This is a genomic window from Shouchella patagoniensis (assembly GCF_002019705.1).
Classification (GTDB): Bacteria; Bacillota; Bacilli; order Bacillales; family Bacillaceae_D; genus Shouchella; species Shouchella patagoniensis.
In genome coordinates this window covers 2,139,390-2,154,622 of the sequence record NZ_KV917377.1, presented here as the reverse complement: position 1 = coordinate 2,154,622, position 15,233 = coordinate 2,139,390, and the positions used below count along the sequence as shown (strand labels likewise).

Here is a 15,233-nt window from a genome sequence, read left to right as displayed (position 1 = left end):
AAAGGGAGTGATGAATATGGATTTGAAACAGGAAGAACTGGCGCTATTCATTGAGGGAGAATGGACGAAATCAATGGAAATGGAACCTGTATTTGATAAATATACAGGAGAGACAATCGCGTGTGTTTCGACTTGTACGAAAGACGATGTAAGGCATGCAATTGCTTCGGCGAAAGAGGCGCAGAATCATGCTTTTGCGCCATATGATCGGTATCGCGTTTTAAAAGAAGTATCGGAACAGTTAAAAGCAAACCAAGAAGAGTTTGCGTTACTGCTCGCTGCAGAAGTGGGCAAGCCAATAGCAGAGGCCCGCGGTGAAGTAGGTAGAGCTGTGTTGACGCTAGAAATTTCAGCTGAAGAAGCGAAACGAATACATGGAATGGGTGTCCCCATTGAAGCAGCTCCGGATTCGCCAAATCGTCAGGCGTTTACTCGCCGTGTGCCGGTTGGTGTGATTGCGGCGATTACCCCGTTTAATGTCCCGCTTAATCTTGTCTGCCATAAAGTAGGACCTGGATTAGCGGCAGGAAATAGTGTGATCTTGAAGCCGGCTGAGACGACACCGCTTTGTGCATTAAGGTTAGCGGAATTGTTTCGTCAAGCAGGATTGCCGAAAGGGCGCTTGAACGTGTTAACAGGCGATGGTCCTTCAATTGGAGATTGGTTGCTTGAAAGTGAAGCTGTTAAGATGGTGACGTTTACTGGGAGCCCAAAAGTAGGCAAGTTGCTTAGAGAAAAAGCAGGTTTACGCAAAGTAGCCTTGGAGTTAGGCAATAATTCGGCTACGATTGTTCACGCTGATGCCCACCTAGACGTAGCTGCAAACCTAGTGGCTCAAAAAAGCTTTAATAATGCGGGTCAAGTATGTATTTCTGTTCAACGAGTCTTCGTCCATGAAACGGTCTTTACACCGTTTTTAGAAAAACTTGTTTCCTCCACCGAAGGACTAGTCGTAGGCGATCCGAAAAATGAGGCGACGCAAGTCGGACCAATGATTGCAGAAAAAGAAGCAGTGCGGATCGAATCGTGGGTAAACGAAGCTGTTAAAGAAGGAGCGAAAGTTGAGGTGGGAGGAAAGCGCGATGGTGCTTTATTTACGCCAACCATCTTAACAAACGTCAAGGAAACGATGAAAGTTTGCAGTGAAGAAGTTTTTGGCCCTGTTGTTTCTGTCCTTCCTTACTCCACTGAAGATGAGGTGATCGAGAAAGTTAATCAGTCCCGTTACGGGTTGCAGGCAGGGTTGTTTACGAATAGCCTTTCCTTTGCAATGAAAGCAGCCGAGCAAATTGAAGTAGGCGGTCTGATTGTGAACGATACATCCGGTTACCGTGTGGACCAAATGCCTTATGGTGGGGTGAAGCAAAGCGGGACAGGAAAAGAAGGACCGAGATATGCAATCGAAGAAATGACGGAGGAACGTCTCGTCGTATTGAACTTATAGAAAGAATCAGACCCAGATTTTGTCTGGGTTTCTTTTTCTGATTTAACCAATTGTGGACGCGCACAGTGTACGTGTGAGGAGGGGGGCGCATGCATCTAGTCAACGTCATTTTGCCAATCTTTTTTGTTTTGTTTGTCGGATTCATCATAAAGCGTACGGTGTCAATTGATCCAACCGTACTGTCTAAACTCGCAATCTTTGTTTTTATTCCGTTTCTTGTGTTTCGGACTTTTTATCAAGAAACGATAACCACTGCCTACGGATATATGGCAATTGCTTTAGTTGGGATCATAATTGGCATCATTCTTCTGGTCACAATTCTTTCAGCTTGTATGAAGGTAAGCGAACAAGAACGTTGTGGACTCGTTTTATCTTCTGCCTTTATGAATAATGGAAATTACGGGACACCACTTGTTATTTTTTTATTTGGTGCAGCTAGTGCGCAAATAGCCATTGTGCTCATGGTGATCCAGCAGTTGTTGATGGCAACGATTGGTGTTTATTACGCTGCAAAAGGTGGAGAAGCGCAGTTAAGTGTGAAACAATCCATTAGGCGAATAGGAAAAATGCCAATGGTGTACGCGGCCTTATTAGGTTTGTTCTTTCAAACAACGGGGATATCCTTGCAAACAGGAATTCTTGCAGGAGTGGAACTGATAGCTAGTGCGGCCATTCCTTTTATTATGTTAAGCCTAGGTGTCCAATTAGGGGCCGTCCAGCTTACGAACATCGAGTGGAAAAACCTTTCCATAGCAACAAGCTTGCGGCTGATTGTGTCACCTCTACTTGCTCTTGGACTTGTTGCAGTCTTGCCGCTCGAACCATTAACAAAACAAGTCATTGTCATCTTAGCAGCGACGCCAACAGCCGCAAATACAACGATTTATGCCATGCAATTTCAGACCGATCCTATGAATGTTTCTGCAGCTACACTTGTCACAACGATACTTAGTGCGTTTACATTGCCTGTTGTCATTGTGATTGCAGGGATGTGGATTTAGTATATTTTTATAACCGCGTAAAAAGGAACATGACGCCAGCGTCATGTTCCTTTTGATTACTTCTCCTCTTTTCTCACGTTATGCAACCAAGCTTTATCCTCGTCCATCATTTTTTTAGCAGCTATGACCATAAATACCTGAATGACGATAATAGGAATGCCCATAAGTCCTGAAAGCACTTCGAGTGGAGCTAGTCCTCCAATATTCATTAATGTGAGCGCAAGTACTGTAATTACCAACGCAACAAAAATACGTAAATATTTGGAAGGCGCGTGTTTGCTCATATCTTGTTTCGACATGTATGTTGCGATTGTATAGGTCGTCGAGTCGAGTGTTGTTACTAAGAAAATCATTGCAATAAGTGTAAAAACACCAATTATAATGGCTGGAAATGGTAATGATGCAAGAATCTGCGGGACAGCAGAGACTGGTTCTCCATCACGAACAAGGTCCAAAACAGGAACATCTCCATTCACGAAACGCTCAACACCAAGTCCGCCAAGGATACCTGTTGCGAACCAAGACAATAGTGTTGGTGCGAATAAATACGTGAGAATCATTTCTTTAATCGTTCGTCCTTTTGATACAACTGCAGCGAAAACACCATGAAGCATCGCCCACGTCGCGTTATAAGCAAACCAGAAAATCGTATGGCTTTCAATATGGCTACCGCCGTCTGTTCCAAGTGCATTTGTATAGAGGGAGAAATCGATATAACTAGAAAACAGTTGACGAACTGAATCTGTAAAGAAACTTAAAATAAAAACACCAGGACCAACGATCAGAATAAAAAGTGCAAAAATGCCAGCGAGATACATATTTAGTGTACTTAACCGTTTAATTCCTTTATCTATCCCGACATAGGCGCTAAATGAAAAAACGAGTACCCAGACAAGCGTGACGATCATCGTTAATAAAAAGGTCACATCCATGTTAAACAATTCTGCGAGGTTTTCCGTCACAATCGGTGTTCCAAGTCCTAATGTAACAGCGGCACCGGCAAGAATCGAAACTAAAAACAATGTATCTAAAACAATACCGCCAAGTCCATTAGTGAATTTGTCTCCAAATAGGACGCGGCATGCTTCGGAAATGCGCATTTTAGATTTTTTTCGTACGTGTAAAATATAGCCCATCGCCGGAGCTGCCATTACAAAGACGGCGAAGGTTTGAAAGCTCCATAAAAACATGCTGTAGGCATTTCCCGTAAGTAGCGAATCCATTGATTCTGGCTCTAAACCGAAAGGCGGATCGATCGCGACTTCACTCCATTGCACCATTCCTGTCCGCATTAAGGTTGCCCCAACTCCCATCGCAACTAAGATGGAAGCATACTCAAATAAGGTATAGCGCGGTTTTTCGGTAGGGTTTCCTAAAACAACTTTCCCATATTTAGAATAAGCCAACAATAACCCAGCCCCAACAATTAATAGGGCGTACCATAAATAACCCCACGCAAATAGATTGACAAGCGTGTTGAAAATAAGATCTAATAATTCGATTGATTCGTTTGTGTACATAGCGAAAAGAATACTAACGATCGCAATAATCACAATAGAAGGAATAACGATTCGCTTCTCTATGAGCCATAGTTTGCTTTTATTCTTTTTCATGAAATCCACTCCATTTTTAAAATCCTTTTTTTAAGTACCCGCCTAAAATAAGGCTAAAACATGAACCAAAAAAAGATGTGTGTTACTTTTTTTTCTGAATTGCTGTATGGATGCATGAATGTTCGTTTCAAAGGGTAAAGAGAAACTACATTATCTATAAAAGGAGATTGATAGAAGAATGGCTTATCGGATGAAAGTATACGTGGTAGGAAAAGACAAGCCCGTATTTGAAGCTGAAAGAGAGGACGATGTTAAAAAAGCAGTGAGATCAATTGATGATTCCTTATCGAAAAACACATTTGTTTCATTTGGGATGATGGGAGAAGAAGAGGTGATTGTGCGCTCAAGTAACGTAACCCATTTTGAAGTGACTGACTTGAATAAAGAGTAGGGACAAATGAACCATCTGGTGGCAAATGAATGACCAAGAGACAATGTAATAGAGGCGAAGAGAGATAAGAAGCTGCATGATGCGGCTTTTTTTATCGTAATTAAAGGAGAAGGGTAGAGAAAATGATTATTCATTGTGCCGAATGAGCCTTATGCTTACGTTTGTCAGATAGAAAGAGTGGGAAGGATAGTGAAAAACTCGGATGCGTTTAAAAAGATAGATTTCATTAACAGAGCGAAAAAGAGGGGTATTCCATATAGAAAAGGTTTAAGAAAGACCTAGAAAAATAGGAGAGGCTTAGAGGCTTGTTCTCTCTCTTAGAGTGGAGAATGCTTACTTTTAATACATAGCTAAGTGAAAGGAGAGTTCGGTAATATGGGAAAAGCCTTAAATCAAAAACAGTTTCTTTATTCTCGTCGAAATCTTTTGTCAGGTTTTTTATTTGGTCTTGGTATGGTGGCTTTTATTGATGAGGTGGTGTTCCACCAATTACTTAATTGGCATCATTTTTATGATCGCTCTACGACACAGGTAGGACTGATATCAGACGGAATTTTCCATGCGTTTAGTTGGTTTGCGACCGTCGGTGCTCTCTTTATGTTTGCTGATTTAAGACGGAGAGGCGCTTGGTGGGGAAAGCGCTGGGTAGGTGGTTTGTTGTTTGGCGTAGGCTTGTTTAACTTATATGATGGCCTTATCCAGCATAAAGTTCTAGGTCTTCATCAAATTCGCTATGGGGTCGATCTTCTTCCTTATGATTTAACATGGAACATCCTTGCCGCAGTCATTGCCATGATTGGAGGGACAATCATTTATCAAACACAAAGAACGATGAAGGAGAAGAGGAGTGAAGGAGAATCATGAGTCATCATCACGGCGAAGCACATGCTGCTCACTCAATCGATTTCCTTGCCCAACTCCTATTAGGTCTGCCTTTTGTGATTGGTATCATTCTATATGTCACGGCGGTAATCTTATCGAAGCGCAAAGGGAGGTCTTGGGCAGCATCGCGTACACTATTATGGGTAGTAGGTAGTTTCTTATGTATCGTCACTGTTGTGAATCCAATGGCAACGGCTGCCCATGAACGTTTTGTTGTTCATATGTTTGGTCACTTGCTTCTAGGAATGCTTGGTCCATTATTAATGGTACTAGCAGCTCCAATGACGCTTCTATTACGGTCATTGCGGACGAGCCAAGCTAGAAGTGTAACGGCTGTTTTAAGAAGCAGACCTATCCATATTCTCTCGAATCCGGTTGTCCCTGCTCTATTAAATATAGGAGGACTTTGGCTTCTATACACAACGAGTCTATTCCATCTGATGGAAACGACTATGTGGATTCATGTGCTTGTCCATTTACACATTTTTTTAGCGGGTTACTTTTTTGCAGCGATGCTGTTATATATCGACCCAATCCCTTATCGCTATAGTTATCTTTATCGCTCCTTGGTACTCGTATTTGCCTTAGCAGGACACAAAATTCTATCTAAATATATTTATGCGTTCCCTCCGGACGGCGTCCCACGAGTCGAAGCGGAAGCTGGGGGGATGCTTATGTATTATGGAGGGGACGCAGTTGATCTTGTGATCATTGTTATTCTTTGTGCCCAATGGTATAAATCAACAAGACCTAAAGAGGCGGGTTATCCGGTAAGTGGTTAGAACACACAGCTGATGAAGGGTGGGACAAACGCCGTAGTTTGAATCTAGACTCTTAAAAAATGCATTTGATCATAAATGAAGGTCTTTTCTAAAATCCTGCATGCTTTCTGCGAGTCTTTTAATTGTTGTTTTTGCATTGTCAGCAAATTCAACAGAAGCATCATAATACATTTGCCCATCTTTAAGTAAAGAGAAATCACCAATGCACAGCGTTACTAACGTTTTGTCGCCTCTTTCTATTAGAGTGTAATGGTAAGCCACGTCTCCCTCAGTGGGTTTCATTTCCCAACCGGTGCCTAAAAGTGCAATCACTAATTCTTTTTCTTTATCTGCTTTAATGATTTTGGTTATTGATTGCTCTCCGTTTGGAAGGTCCCAGATCACTTTACTTCCCACTGTCATTCGTTCAGTTGGATAATCTTCTGGCAGCTCATCCCATTCGGCCACGTATTTAGGGTTTACAAGCACCTCCCATACATAAGCGGGTGAAGCATGAATGAGTATTTCGGTACGTACTGATAGTTCCTTACCCATGGTTTATCTCTCCTTTAACGTTGATATGTATGTTGTGCAATCACCTTTTCTACATCGTTTAACTGAGAAAAGATAATGTGCATTCCTATAAATTAAATAGTGTCCGTGCTTCAAAATCAAGTCATCTACTCCGTAATTCCTGATCCAATAATTTCAAGAGTAACGTCTACATCAATTGGGATATGAGGGTATAGGCGTTCCCACTCCTTGAAGTTTAAATGTCTAATTTGGCTTCTCGCTCGATCGCCAATGCCTAAAGGATCGATTCCTAGCTCCTGAAAAGTTGTGATCAGTGCTGTCATTTTCTCTTCAAATTCACGTATGCCAGCTTTTTGTATTTTTTGTATATTTCTCTCCTTAGACGTGTCAATTTGTTCTTTTTCACTTACTAACCCTTTGACTTCAACTTGTATGCCAACGTGAATGCCAGTGTGATCTTCATAAATTTTATACGTTGGGCTTGCGTTAACACTTTCTACACTAACATGTGTGTCAGGATCGACTTCAATAATATAATATCCCCCTCTGAATCGTTCGTACAACAATTTAAAGATAGATGCTTCCCTGACGTTCAATTGGTGGACCAGCACATCGTCATTAAATAAAGCAAGTCCAATGACGAAAACCCGATCCTTTTTCTTGTCCATTACAGGTAAAAACAGATCCATTCCATCTCCATAGTACTGGTATAACACGGTGTGTAAGTTTGTTTCAGGGAGGATTTCCTTGTTGCTTTCTTCCATTAATTCATTTAAATACTCAAACACAGTAATGTCCAAGTTATAGTCTCCTGAAAGAATCTCGAGGGACGTCTCTTCTGCGATAGCCAAGTGAATATCCCTTCCAATCATCGAATCTCTTTCAAACGTATTAATAAAATGGTAAATGCCTTGTTCGGCAAGTTCTTTATTCATAAGCAACAAGCCGATTCTACCTTCAACCAGCGTTTTGGACGATTCGGTTTGAATTTTCTTTCGGATCATGCGCGAAGTTTTTCCAGTAGCTGTAAAGATTTCATTCTCTGGTAAGGTTTCTTCTCCTGGACGAGTGATTTGGGTCCCTGCAACTCCTAGGAATTCTTCATCATTTACATAATCGTAGCCAAGAGCTTGGACTAATTGGATCTCTTCTATTACTTTTGTTTTTGGCGTACAACCGGCGAGACAAAAAAGGCAAACGCCAAGTAGTATTAGTTTGCTTTTCATCTTTTTTCCCTCACTTTATATAGAATCGCTTGGATGATGAAGAGGAACGGGATATAGACATAAATCGTGTAAAATCCGATTTCCGATGCGATGCCATTCAAACGGTCGATGCTTTCACGGTCGACAAAAAAGAAAGAACAACCGAAAAGAATTATGATAATGACTCTTAAGGCGGTCCGTTGCGAGACTGGGAAGGTTCGCTTAGCCGTACGACTAGCTGCCCATAATCCGATAGCAAGATTGGAAAGAATAATAAAAAACCAAATCGAAAGACCGATGTATTCAAATCTTTCTACGACAGAAAGGTTGACGATTTTCCAACTTGTTAAAGTGGGCCAAATCGTGTTTGCAAGTTGATTTTGATTGTAATAAATAAGACTTGTGATCATTGTGAACAGATAGGTGAATACTGTAAAAGAGACTCCAGCTTGGGCCCATTTTTGAGAGGATGGCGCTTGTTTGAAAAAAGGATAAATCATAAAGATAACGCCAAAGCCTAAATAATTTAAAGTCATCGCTTTGGTTGCGAACATCATTTCTTGAAACGAGTGTTCCAGCACGGGCAATAAATTGTATACGTGAGCGTGTGGAAACATAAAAATATGAGAAAGAAATAATGGTAACCCTATAAAAAAGTTTAAGACGCTGATCCCAACAACGACACGCAATCCACCACTGACAAAAGAATAGACGAGATAAAGAATGAGAGCGGCTAAAACCCAGGGGTGCACCTCTGGAAACATCCATACTTGAATGACTTCAATGTAAGTCCGTAAGACAACAAGGACAAACAGGGCGTAGTATAAGACGAAATAACTATTTACTACAGTGCCAATGAAAGGGCCCAATAAGTCTTTTTGAATCGCAACTAAATCGCCTTTCCCTTTGTTTAATATCCGATAAGAGATCCATAAGAGAACGTGTATGGAAAGTCCGGATATTAGGATGGCTATCCAAGCATCTTGTCCCGCATGTTGAGTGAGGATACGCTGGAATCCGAGAATTCCAACGGCAACCTGCATGCCGACGAGTATATAAAAGGAAAAAAAGGGGGAGACCTGCTTGGATTCCTTTATTTGTAAAAGTGGCATTGTCGGTATCCTCCTATTCCTCAATATCGCGTCGTTTTTTGCGCTTATCATGTGGCTTACTGCGAGTTGTTTGTTGACTTCGTACGGAGATCGGGCGCTGCCATTGTAGATTAAACGGCAGCCGGAAAAATGCATCTTTGAAATCAGTTGCGCGCAAAGGATAAATGGGACTTAAATAGGGTCTACCTAATGAAGTTAGCTTGAGCAAGTGACTTAACAAGAACGCAAAACAAATGGAGACACCTAAAAAGCCAAGCCATTGAGCGAATAGAATAAACGGAAATCGGATCAATCGAATCGCATTACTCATCTGATAAACGGGTGTAGTAAAGGAAGCCAGTGCCGTAAGGGCGACGACAATAAGTAAGACATTGCTTGTTAAACCAGCTTCGACAGCTGCCGTCCCAATCACAATCCCGCCAACAATCCCAATTGTTTGACCGATTTTCGTGGGTAATCTTGCCCCAGCTTCTCGCAGCAATTCAATGACAAGTTCCAATACGATGGCCTCCACGATAGGAGGCAAGGGAATGCCAATTCTTGAAGAGACGAGCGTATCCAATAACCTACTTGGAATCATTTCATAATGATACGTCACAACTGAGACATACAATGCCGTCGAGAGCGTTGAAAAAAGAACAGCCACTAAGCGAATAAGTCGAAAAATGGAAGCGAGTGGCCAAGCGATAAAGTAATCTTCAAAAGCCGAAAAGAATTCGATAAGTGTGGTAGGACCTGTTAAAACTTGGGGTGAACCATCAACAATAATGACGACCTTTCCTTCGGCAAGTGCGCTGGATACTCGGTCTGGTCTTTCCGTATCGATTAATTGAGGGAAAGGAGAAGATGAATGATCAGAGATCATTTGAGCAATGAAAGAACTATCAGCAATCTGATCATACTGAATATCTCTAATTCGTTGGATAGCTGTATGTACATTCGCTGTATCAGCAATTCCTTTAATATGTAGGATTGCGATTCTGGTATGACTTAAATCTCCGACTTTGATTTCATCAACAATGAGTGTTGAAATCGGAAGTCGCCTGCGAATAAGGTTTAAATTAAGGTTAAGTGGTTCAACAAAAGCATCTTTCGGACCGACAACACTAAATTCCACTTCTGGAGCGGAAATGGACCGTGTCTCACTAAAGAGAGCAGGGATGGAGAGAACTTCATTCGGATTTACTTCTGAACGAACAAGGACATGGCCTAACATTAATGCTTCTTCAATTTCGGGCACTCCACTGAGAATTTTCGTATCTCCTACTGGAACGTCTTTTTTGAGGTCAAGTAACGTTGTATTTTCCGATTTTTTTAAGTAGAGGAGAATGTCATCGTGAACCAACTCAGGTTTCACAAGGGTTTCTATATAATAGACGTGGTAAGGACTATCTTCAGTCAGTTTAAAGGAATGAAAATCAACGGATTTTTGACAAGTCTCAAGTAAAGCTTCTAGCGACTTGGGCGTTTCCGATTTCGTTTGTATGTTCTCCAAAGGTTTTTGCTTTCGGCGTTTAAACATAAGCACCCCTACCCTACTTGCGTCATATGGTTAATTTCTACAATGTCCTTCCTTTCTATACACGTATTTCTTATCTCAACAAAGATTAAATGTGCATGGAAAGAGAGAGGATGAATAAAAATAGCTAGCCTAAAGTTAAATTTTGATGTTTAAACTCTTGTCATTTTAGGAATACCAACACTATCAACAACTAGGAGGTCTTCTTGAAATGGATTTAACTCATTACTTAACCGAGGGCATCCCGCCCCAGAAACAGAACAAACAACCAGGCAGTGAAGCTGCGATGGACCCACGTCCGATCTATGAAGATGATACACATATCGGTACAGGGAAACTGAAGGGAAAAGTTGCATTAATTACTGGTGGCGATTCGGGCATTGGACGAGCTGTTGCAGTGGGTTACGCAAAGGAAGGCGCTCATATCGCAATCGTGTATTTAGATGAGCACGAAGATGCGGAAGACACAAAAAAGCGAGTCGAAAAAGAAGGGGTACAGTGCCTCCTCATTTCTGGCGATATAGCGGAAGAGACTTTCAGTAAAGACTGTGTAGAACAGACGGTTGCTAAATTAGGTGGAATTGATATCCTTGTAAACAATGCGGCAGAGCAACATACAGTCAATGATTTACGTGAGTTAAGTGCGGAGCAGTTGCAGCGTACATTTGCTACAAACTTTTATTCTTATGTTTATTTCACAAAAGCTGCCCTTGATCATTTAAAAGAAGGCAGTGCGATTATCAACACGTCCTCAATCAATGCCTACCGTGGCAATGTATCGCTCATCGATTATACAAGTACAAAGGGTGCAATCACTGCTTTCACTCGGTCGATGGCTCAATCCCTTGCGCCAAAAAACATTCGCGTGAACAGCGTGGCGCCTGGCCCAATATGGACACCGCTCATTCCAGCATCGTTTGACGAAGAGAAAGTATCTGAATTTGGGACGCAGACGCCGATGGGAAGAGTCGGACAGCCAAGTGAACTTGTAGGTGCTTATGTGTTACTTGCGTCAAACGACTCTTCATACATGACAGGACAAGCCATTCATATCAATGGTGGGGACTATATTAGCTCGTAATAAAAACAGAAAAAAACCGTCTAGTTAACTAAACTAGACGGTTTTTTTCTGTTTATGCTTATAAATCCAACATCTAAGTCCATATGTAAAAAATGGCATTCTGTGCTATTTCCCAATTTAACTATTCTGAAAATATGCTATGCTAAATCTAATTCTTTGGAAAGGTGGGTGCCTATGCCACGTTCTTAAACAAAATGGGAAGCAGGGGATGCGTTTTTGATTGGCTTGCGTTTAAGTTACTAAACAAATGGAAAGTAGGGGATGGATGTTGAGAAAGGTCTTATCGATATTGACCATGCTTTTACTCGTGTTTGGGATTTTCGCTATACCCTCAATGGCTAAAGGGGAAAGTGAAGCCACGATCAATGCTGGTTTTTCCATGCAAGGTTTTGCGACTCTTAACGGCGGCACAACGGGAGGAGCTGGAGGCCAAACCGTCACTGTCTCTACTGGAGATCAATTGCTTACGGCCTTAAAAAACAAAAGCAGTAATACACCTCTGACGATTTATGTAAACGGTACCATAACGCCATCGAATACATCTGCAAACAAAATTGATATTAAAGATGTAAACGATGTTTCCATTTTAGGGGTAGGCACTCAAGGTGAATTAAATGGCATTGGCATTAAAGTGTGGCGAGCAAACAATGTGATTATTCGCAACTTGAAAATCCATCACGTCAATATAGGAGATAAAGACGCGATTAGCATAGAAGGACCATCTAAAAACATATGGGTTGATCATAACGAGCTTTATAATAGTCTTGATGTTCATAAAGATTATTACGATGGGTTGTTTGATGTAAAAAGAGATGCTGACTATATTACATTCTCTTGGAATTACGTACATGATAGCTGGAAGAGTATGTTGATGGGCTCTTCTGATTCAGATTCATACAATCGAAAAATCACTTTCCATAATAATTACTTTGAAAACCTCAATTCTCGAGTTCCTTCGATTCGCTTTGGTGAAGCCCACATTTATAGCAACTACTACAATGGGATTAATGAAACGGGCATCAATTCTCGCATGGGGGCAAAAGTCCGTATTGAGGAAAATCTATTTGAGAGAGCAAACAATCCAATCGTCAGTCGAGATAGCAGCCAAGTTGGCTATTGGCACTTAATAAACAATCGCTTTGATCAATCAACAGGAGAAATTCCAACGACTTCAACCATTACGTATAACCCGCCTTATTCTTACCAAGTCACACCAGTCAACCAAGTAAAAGACGTGGTGCGTGCGAATGCTGGTGTTGGGAAAATCACGCCTTAAAACGTGGTGAGAAAATTCTTTTTTTTATGCTCATACATGCAAACAACTGCCCCGTTTCAACAGGGCAGTTGTTTGATTTTGCTTCAATTAACGAATTAGCTTAAAAAAAGGTGATCTTCATAACCCGAATGGCTTATTCATGTGTCGTATCATCCACATCAAATTGACTAATTAACTGTTTAAGTTCGATTGCCACTTCACCTAATTGTTCAACTGAGGCAGTGATTTCTTCCATAGAAGCAAGTTGCTCTTCAGTAGACGCAGAGATGTTTTGCATACTTGCAGAAGCTGTCTCACTAATGGAAGACAGGTCTTGGAAAGTTGTTGCAAAGGCTTGGCTGTCCTCACCAAGATCAGCCATATTGTTTGCTGACTGCCTGATTTCGGTTGCGACAACTTGAACGAACTGATTAATTTCTTCAAATGAGGATCCTGCTGTTTGAACAACTTCAATTCCCTTATTCACTTGATCATTGCTTTTATTCATCTGTTGAATCGTCAGCTCTGTGTCTTTTTGAACAGAGAGAACGAGTTCAGTAATGGTTTCAGTTGATGCAGAAGTCATTTCTGATAGTTTTCTGACCTCGTCTGCGACAATGGAAAAGCCTCTACCATGTTCGCCTGCTCTTGCTGCTTCAATGGCTGCATTCAGCGCAAGAAGGTTTGTTTGGGTCGCTATTCCTTTAATGGTTTCAGTCACTTCTTCAATTTCAGTCGAACGTTTACCTAACGTATCGATGTGTAGGGAAAGACTTTTAACCGTTTCTTTAATTTGAGTCATTTGTTCAATTGCCACTGTAATGGCCTCATTACCTTTGCTGACCGTGTCCGCAGCGTTATTAGCAGTACGATGAACTTGATTCGTTTTTGCTACAACATCGCTCACTTCGACTGACATGTCATTCGCCACTTTTTCGCTTTCTCTTACACTGATACTTTGCTTTTCAACACCACTTGCGACTTCTTGAACGGCTTCAGTAATTTGCTCTGTTGCACTCATATTCTCACTTGTAATCGCAGTTAACTTATCGGCTGAATCCGATAAGTGAGACGATTTGTCTTGGATATTTGTAATCATGAGCACGAGGGAGCTACGCATTTTTTCAAACGAGCGACCAAGTCGGCCGATTTCGTCAGACTGGTTTGGGTTCACATGATAGGCAGTCGATAAATCTCCTTCTGCCATACGTTCTGACACACCAATTAGTTTTTGAATGGGATTGCTAATGGACTTAACAAGTAGATAAATGACCGTTCCTCCAATAAGAATCGCTATCGATAGGACAGTAATGGCATTAATGAGTATAGGCATAACGGCTTGATTCATTTCCTCGTCATACATTGAAGCAACAATCGTCCAACCTGTCGCTTCATTTGTCTTGTATGTTAAGGATTGATCCTGGTCATTATATGAATAAGAAAGCGACCCTTCGCTCGTTTCTTGAAGCGAAAGAAAGGAATCGTCTGCCTCGGATCCCGGTTCTTCGTGAGGATGGGAGACAAATGTATTATTTTCGTCTAATAAAAAGATGTATCCTGTTTCCCCAATCGAAACGTTTGATAAGATATCAGAGATAACCGTTAATTCTAGATTAAGTGCAGCAACCCCTAATCCATCATCGGTTGTACGAGCAATTGTTGTTACTGGTTGTTCAGAAGACTGGGAAATATAGGGGGCTGTAATAATCGTCTCCCCAGGTTGGTCCATTGCTCGTTGATACCATGGTCTTTCTCTTGGATCGTAATCAGGTGGATTTTGAAACGATGATGGTGAATTAATAAAATCCCCTGTTTCCTTCCCGACATACGTTTGTTCTACGTGGTTTTTGGATTCTTGAAAGGAATCGAGCAAAAATCTTTGGTCATCCGGTTCATCTTCGGAAAAGCGATCCAAATCACTTGCTGAAGCGATGTATTCGATATTTTCTGCTTGAGTCTGAATAAAGAGGTTAAGTGTCCCGTCAATAATTTCGAGGCTCTCTTCAGTGGCGGATGTCATCTCAGAAAACATGGTTTCTTTCGCATTTTGATAGGAACTAATTCCAATTAAGGAACTAGGAATGACTAAAATGGCCGCGAAACCAATAAATAACTTCGTTCGTAACTGCATAAATTGAATGGCGTGTATAAATCGTCTAAACATAGTTGGGTCTTCTCCTATCTAATATGGTTCATAAACATAACATACATACTATCGGCTGAGATGATTGGGTTATTCAGTTTTTAGGAGAGTTTTATAATAAGGCTAATTAGTCGTTTAATTCAGATTGTTTGTTCTGGAAGTGTTAAGCTATAAAAAATATAAAAAAGCGAGACAGGAAAATAGGAACGTCTTTCTATAAAAAATAAGTACAGGCTATCCCTTCCTGTTGGATAGCCTGTACTTGTCTTGTTTTCAGTTTACATATGTGAGG

13 protein-coding genes are annotated in these 15,233 nt (G+C 41.1%); 7 read left to right on the top strand and 6 right to left on the bottom strand.

The genetic code is table 11. The features are described from left to right. Nucleotides 1-10 precede the first annotated feature (10 nt). Both BK584_RS11440 and BK584_RS11435 read left to right on the top strand, forming a co-directional pair. Nucleotides 11-1,444 carry an aldehyde dehydrogenase family protein gene (locus tag BK584_RS11440; protein ID WP_078392729.1) on the top strand — a complete coding sequence of 478 codons (1,434 nt, stop codon included), beginning with the start codon at nt 11-13 and terminating at the stop codon, nt 1,442-1,444. Nucleotides 1,445-1,533: 89 nt separating this feature from the next. Beyond that, nucleotides 1,534-2,445: an AEC family transporter gene (locus BK584_RS11435; protein ID WP_078392728.1), complete on the top strand. Its 912-nt coding sequence runs from the start codon at nt 1,534-1,536 to the stop codon at nt 2,443-2,445. 56 nt (nt 2,446-2,501) lie between these two features. Here BK584_RS11435 and BK584_RS11430 read toward each other — a convergent pair whose 3' ends face one another. Next, on the bottom strand, nt 2,502-4,058 hold the full coding sequence (locus BK584_RS11430; protein WP_078392727.1) for a BCCT family transporter: 1,557 nt from the start codon (nt 4,056-4,058) through the stop codon (nt 2,502-2,504). Between the two features lie 178 nt (nt 4,059-4,236). Between BK584_RS11430 and BK584_RS11425 the strand changes: the two genes are divergently transcribed. The 3 genes from BK584_RS11425 (at nt 4,237) to BK584_RS11415 (ending at nt 6,113) form a co-directional block, all read left to right on the top strand. Then, the gene (locus tag BK584_RS11425; RefSeq protein WP_078392726.1) at nt 4,237-4,449 is read left to right on the top strand and encodes a hypothetical protein; all 213 of its coding nucleotides are present in this window, start codon (nt 4,237-4,239) and stop codon (nt 4,447-4,449) included. 375 nt (nt 4,450-4,824) lie between these two features. After that, a complete protein-coding gene (locus BK584_RS11420) occupies nt 4,825-5,313 on the top strand; it encodes a DUF2243 domain-containing protein (RefSeq protein WP_078392725.1) in 489 nt (162 codons plus the stop codon). After that, on the top strand, nt 5,310-6,113 hold the full coding sequence (locus BK584_RS11415; RefSeq protein ID WP_078392724.1) for a cytochrome c oxidase assembly protein: 804 nt from the start codon (nt 5,310-5,312) through the stop codon (nt 6,111-6,113). Before BK584_RS11420 ends, BK584_RS11415 begins: the two co-directional genes overlap by 4 nt. Nucleotides 6,114-6,182: 69 nt before the next feature. Here BK584_RS11415 and BK584_RS11410 read toward each other — a convergent pair whose 3' ends face one another. From BK584_RS11410 to BK584_RS11395, 4 genes are all read right to left on the bottom strand, one after another. Beyond that, nucleotides 6,183-6,647 (bottom strand): SRPBCC domain-containing protein, encoded by a 465-nt coding sequence (locus tag BK584_RS11410; protein ID WP_078392723.1) that lies wholly within the window; start codon nt 6,645-6,647, stop codon nt 6,183-6,185. Nucleotides 6,648-6,772: 125 nt separating this feature from the next. Further along, the gene (locus BK584_RS11405; RefSeq protein WP_078392722.1) at nt 6,773-7,852 is read right to left on the bottom strand and encodes a Ger(x)C family spore germination protein; all 1,080 of its coding nucleotides are present in this window, start codon (nt 7,850-7,852) and stop codon (nt 6,773-6,775) included. Beyond that, a complete protein-coding gene (locus BK584_RS11400) occupies nt 7,849-8,943 on the bottom strand; it encodes a GerAB/ArcD/ProY family transporter (protein ID WP_078392721.1) in 1,095 nt (364 codons plus the stop codon). Before BK584_RS11400 ends, BK584_RS11405 begins: the two co-directional genes overlap by 4 nt. Nucleotides 8,944-8,956: 13 nt before the next feature. Next, nucleotides 8,957-10,465 carry a spore germination protein gene (locus tag BK584_RS11395; protein WP_078392720.1) on the bottom strand — a complete coding sequence of 503 codons (1,509 nt, stop codon included), beginning with the start codon at nt 10,463-10,465 and terminating at the stop codon, nt 8,957-8,959. A 208-nt stretch (nt 10,466-10,673) separates the two neighbouring features. Here BK584_RS11395 and BK584_RS11390 point away from each other — a divergent pair, with 208 nt between their 5' ends. Both BK584_RS11390 and BK584_RS11385 read left to right on the top strand, forming a co-directional pair. After that, nucleotides 10,674-11,543: an SDR family oxidoreductase gene (locus BK584_RS11390; RefSeq protein ID WP_078392719.1), complete on the top strand. Its 870-nt coding sequence runs from the start codon at nt 10,674-10,676 to the stop codon at nt 11,541-11,543. Nucleotides 11,544-11,808: 265 nt separating this feature from the next. Further along, nucleotides 11,809-12,819, top strand: coding sequence for a pectate lyase family protein (locus BK584_RS11385; protein ID WP_078392718.1), 1,011 nt, complete (start codon nt 11,809-11,811; stop codon nt 12,817-12,819). Between the two features lie 133 nt (nt 12,820-12,952). Here the strand turns inward: BK584_RS11385 and BK584_RS11380 are convergent, their stop codons facing one another. Continuing rightward, complete coding sequence (locus BK584_RS11380) at nt 12,953-14,962, bottom strand: methyl-accepting chemotaxis protein (protein ID WP_078392717.1); 2,010 nt, start codon at nt 14,960-14,962, stop codon at nt 12,953-12,955. Nucleotides 14,963-15,233: the final 271 nt, after the last annotated feature.

Bases quoted from the DNA above. Each gene is read 5' to 3' on its own strand.
- BK584_RS11405 (WP_078392722.1), bottom strand. From the start codon at position 7,852: ATGAAAAGCAAACTAATACTACTTGGCGTTTGCCTTTTTTGTCTCGCC.
- BK584_RS11425 (WP_078392726.1), top strand. From the start codon at position 4,237: ATGGCTTATCGGATGAAAGTATACGTGGTAGGAAAAGACAAGCCCGTA.
- BK584_RS11420 (WP_078392725.1), top strand. From the start codon at position 4,825: ATGGGAAAAGCCTTAAATCAAAAACAGTTTCTTTATTCTCGTCGAAAT.
- BK584_RS11410 (WP_078392723.1), bottom strand. From the start codon at position 6,647: ATGGGTAAGGAACTATCAGTACGTACCGAAATACTCATTCATGCTTCA.
- BK584_RS11435 (WP_078392728.1), top strand. From the start codon at position 1,534: ATGCATCTAGTCAACGTCATTTTGCCAATCTTTTTTGTTTTGTTTGTC.
- BK584_RS11385 (WP_078392718.1), top strand. From the start codon at position 11,809: ATGTTGAGAAAGGTCTTATCGATATTGACCATGCTTTTACTCGTGTTT.
- BK584_RS11380 (WP_078392717.1), bottom strand. From the start codon at position 14,962: ATGTTTAGACGATTTATACACGCCATTCAATTTATGCAGTTACGAACG.
- BK584_RS11430 (WP_078392727.1), bottom strand. From the start codon at position 4,058: ATGAAAAAGAATAAAAGCAAACTATGGCTCATAGAGAAGCGAATCGTT.
- BK584_RS11415 (WP_078392724.1), top strand. From the start codon at position 5,310: ATGAGTCATCATCACGGCGAAGCACATGCTGCTCACTCAATCGATTTC.
- BK584_RS11400 (WP_078392721.1), bottom strand. From the start codon at position 8,943: ATGCCACTTTTACAAATAAAGGAATCCAAGCAGGTCTCCCCCTTTTTT.
- BK584_RS11440 (WP_078392729.1), top strand. From the start codon at position 11: ATGAATATGGATTTGAAACAGGAAGAACTGGCGCTATTCATTGAGGGA.
- BK584_RS11395 (WP_078392720.1), bottom strand. From the start codon at position 10,465: ATGTTTAAACGCCGAAAGCAAAAACCTTTGGAGAACATACAAACGAAA.
- BK584_RS11390 (WP_078392719.1), top strand. From the start codon at position 10,674: ATGGATTTAACTCATTACTTAACCGAGGGCATCCCGCCCCAGAAACAG.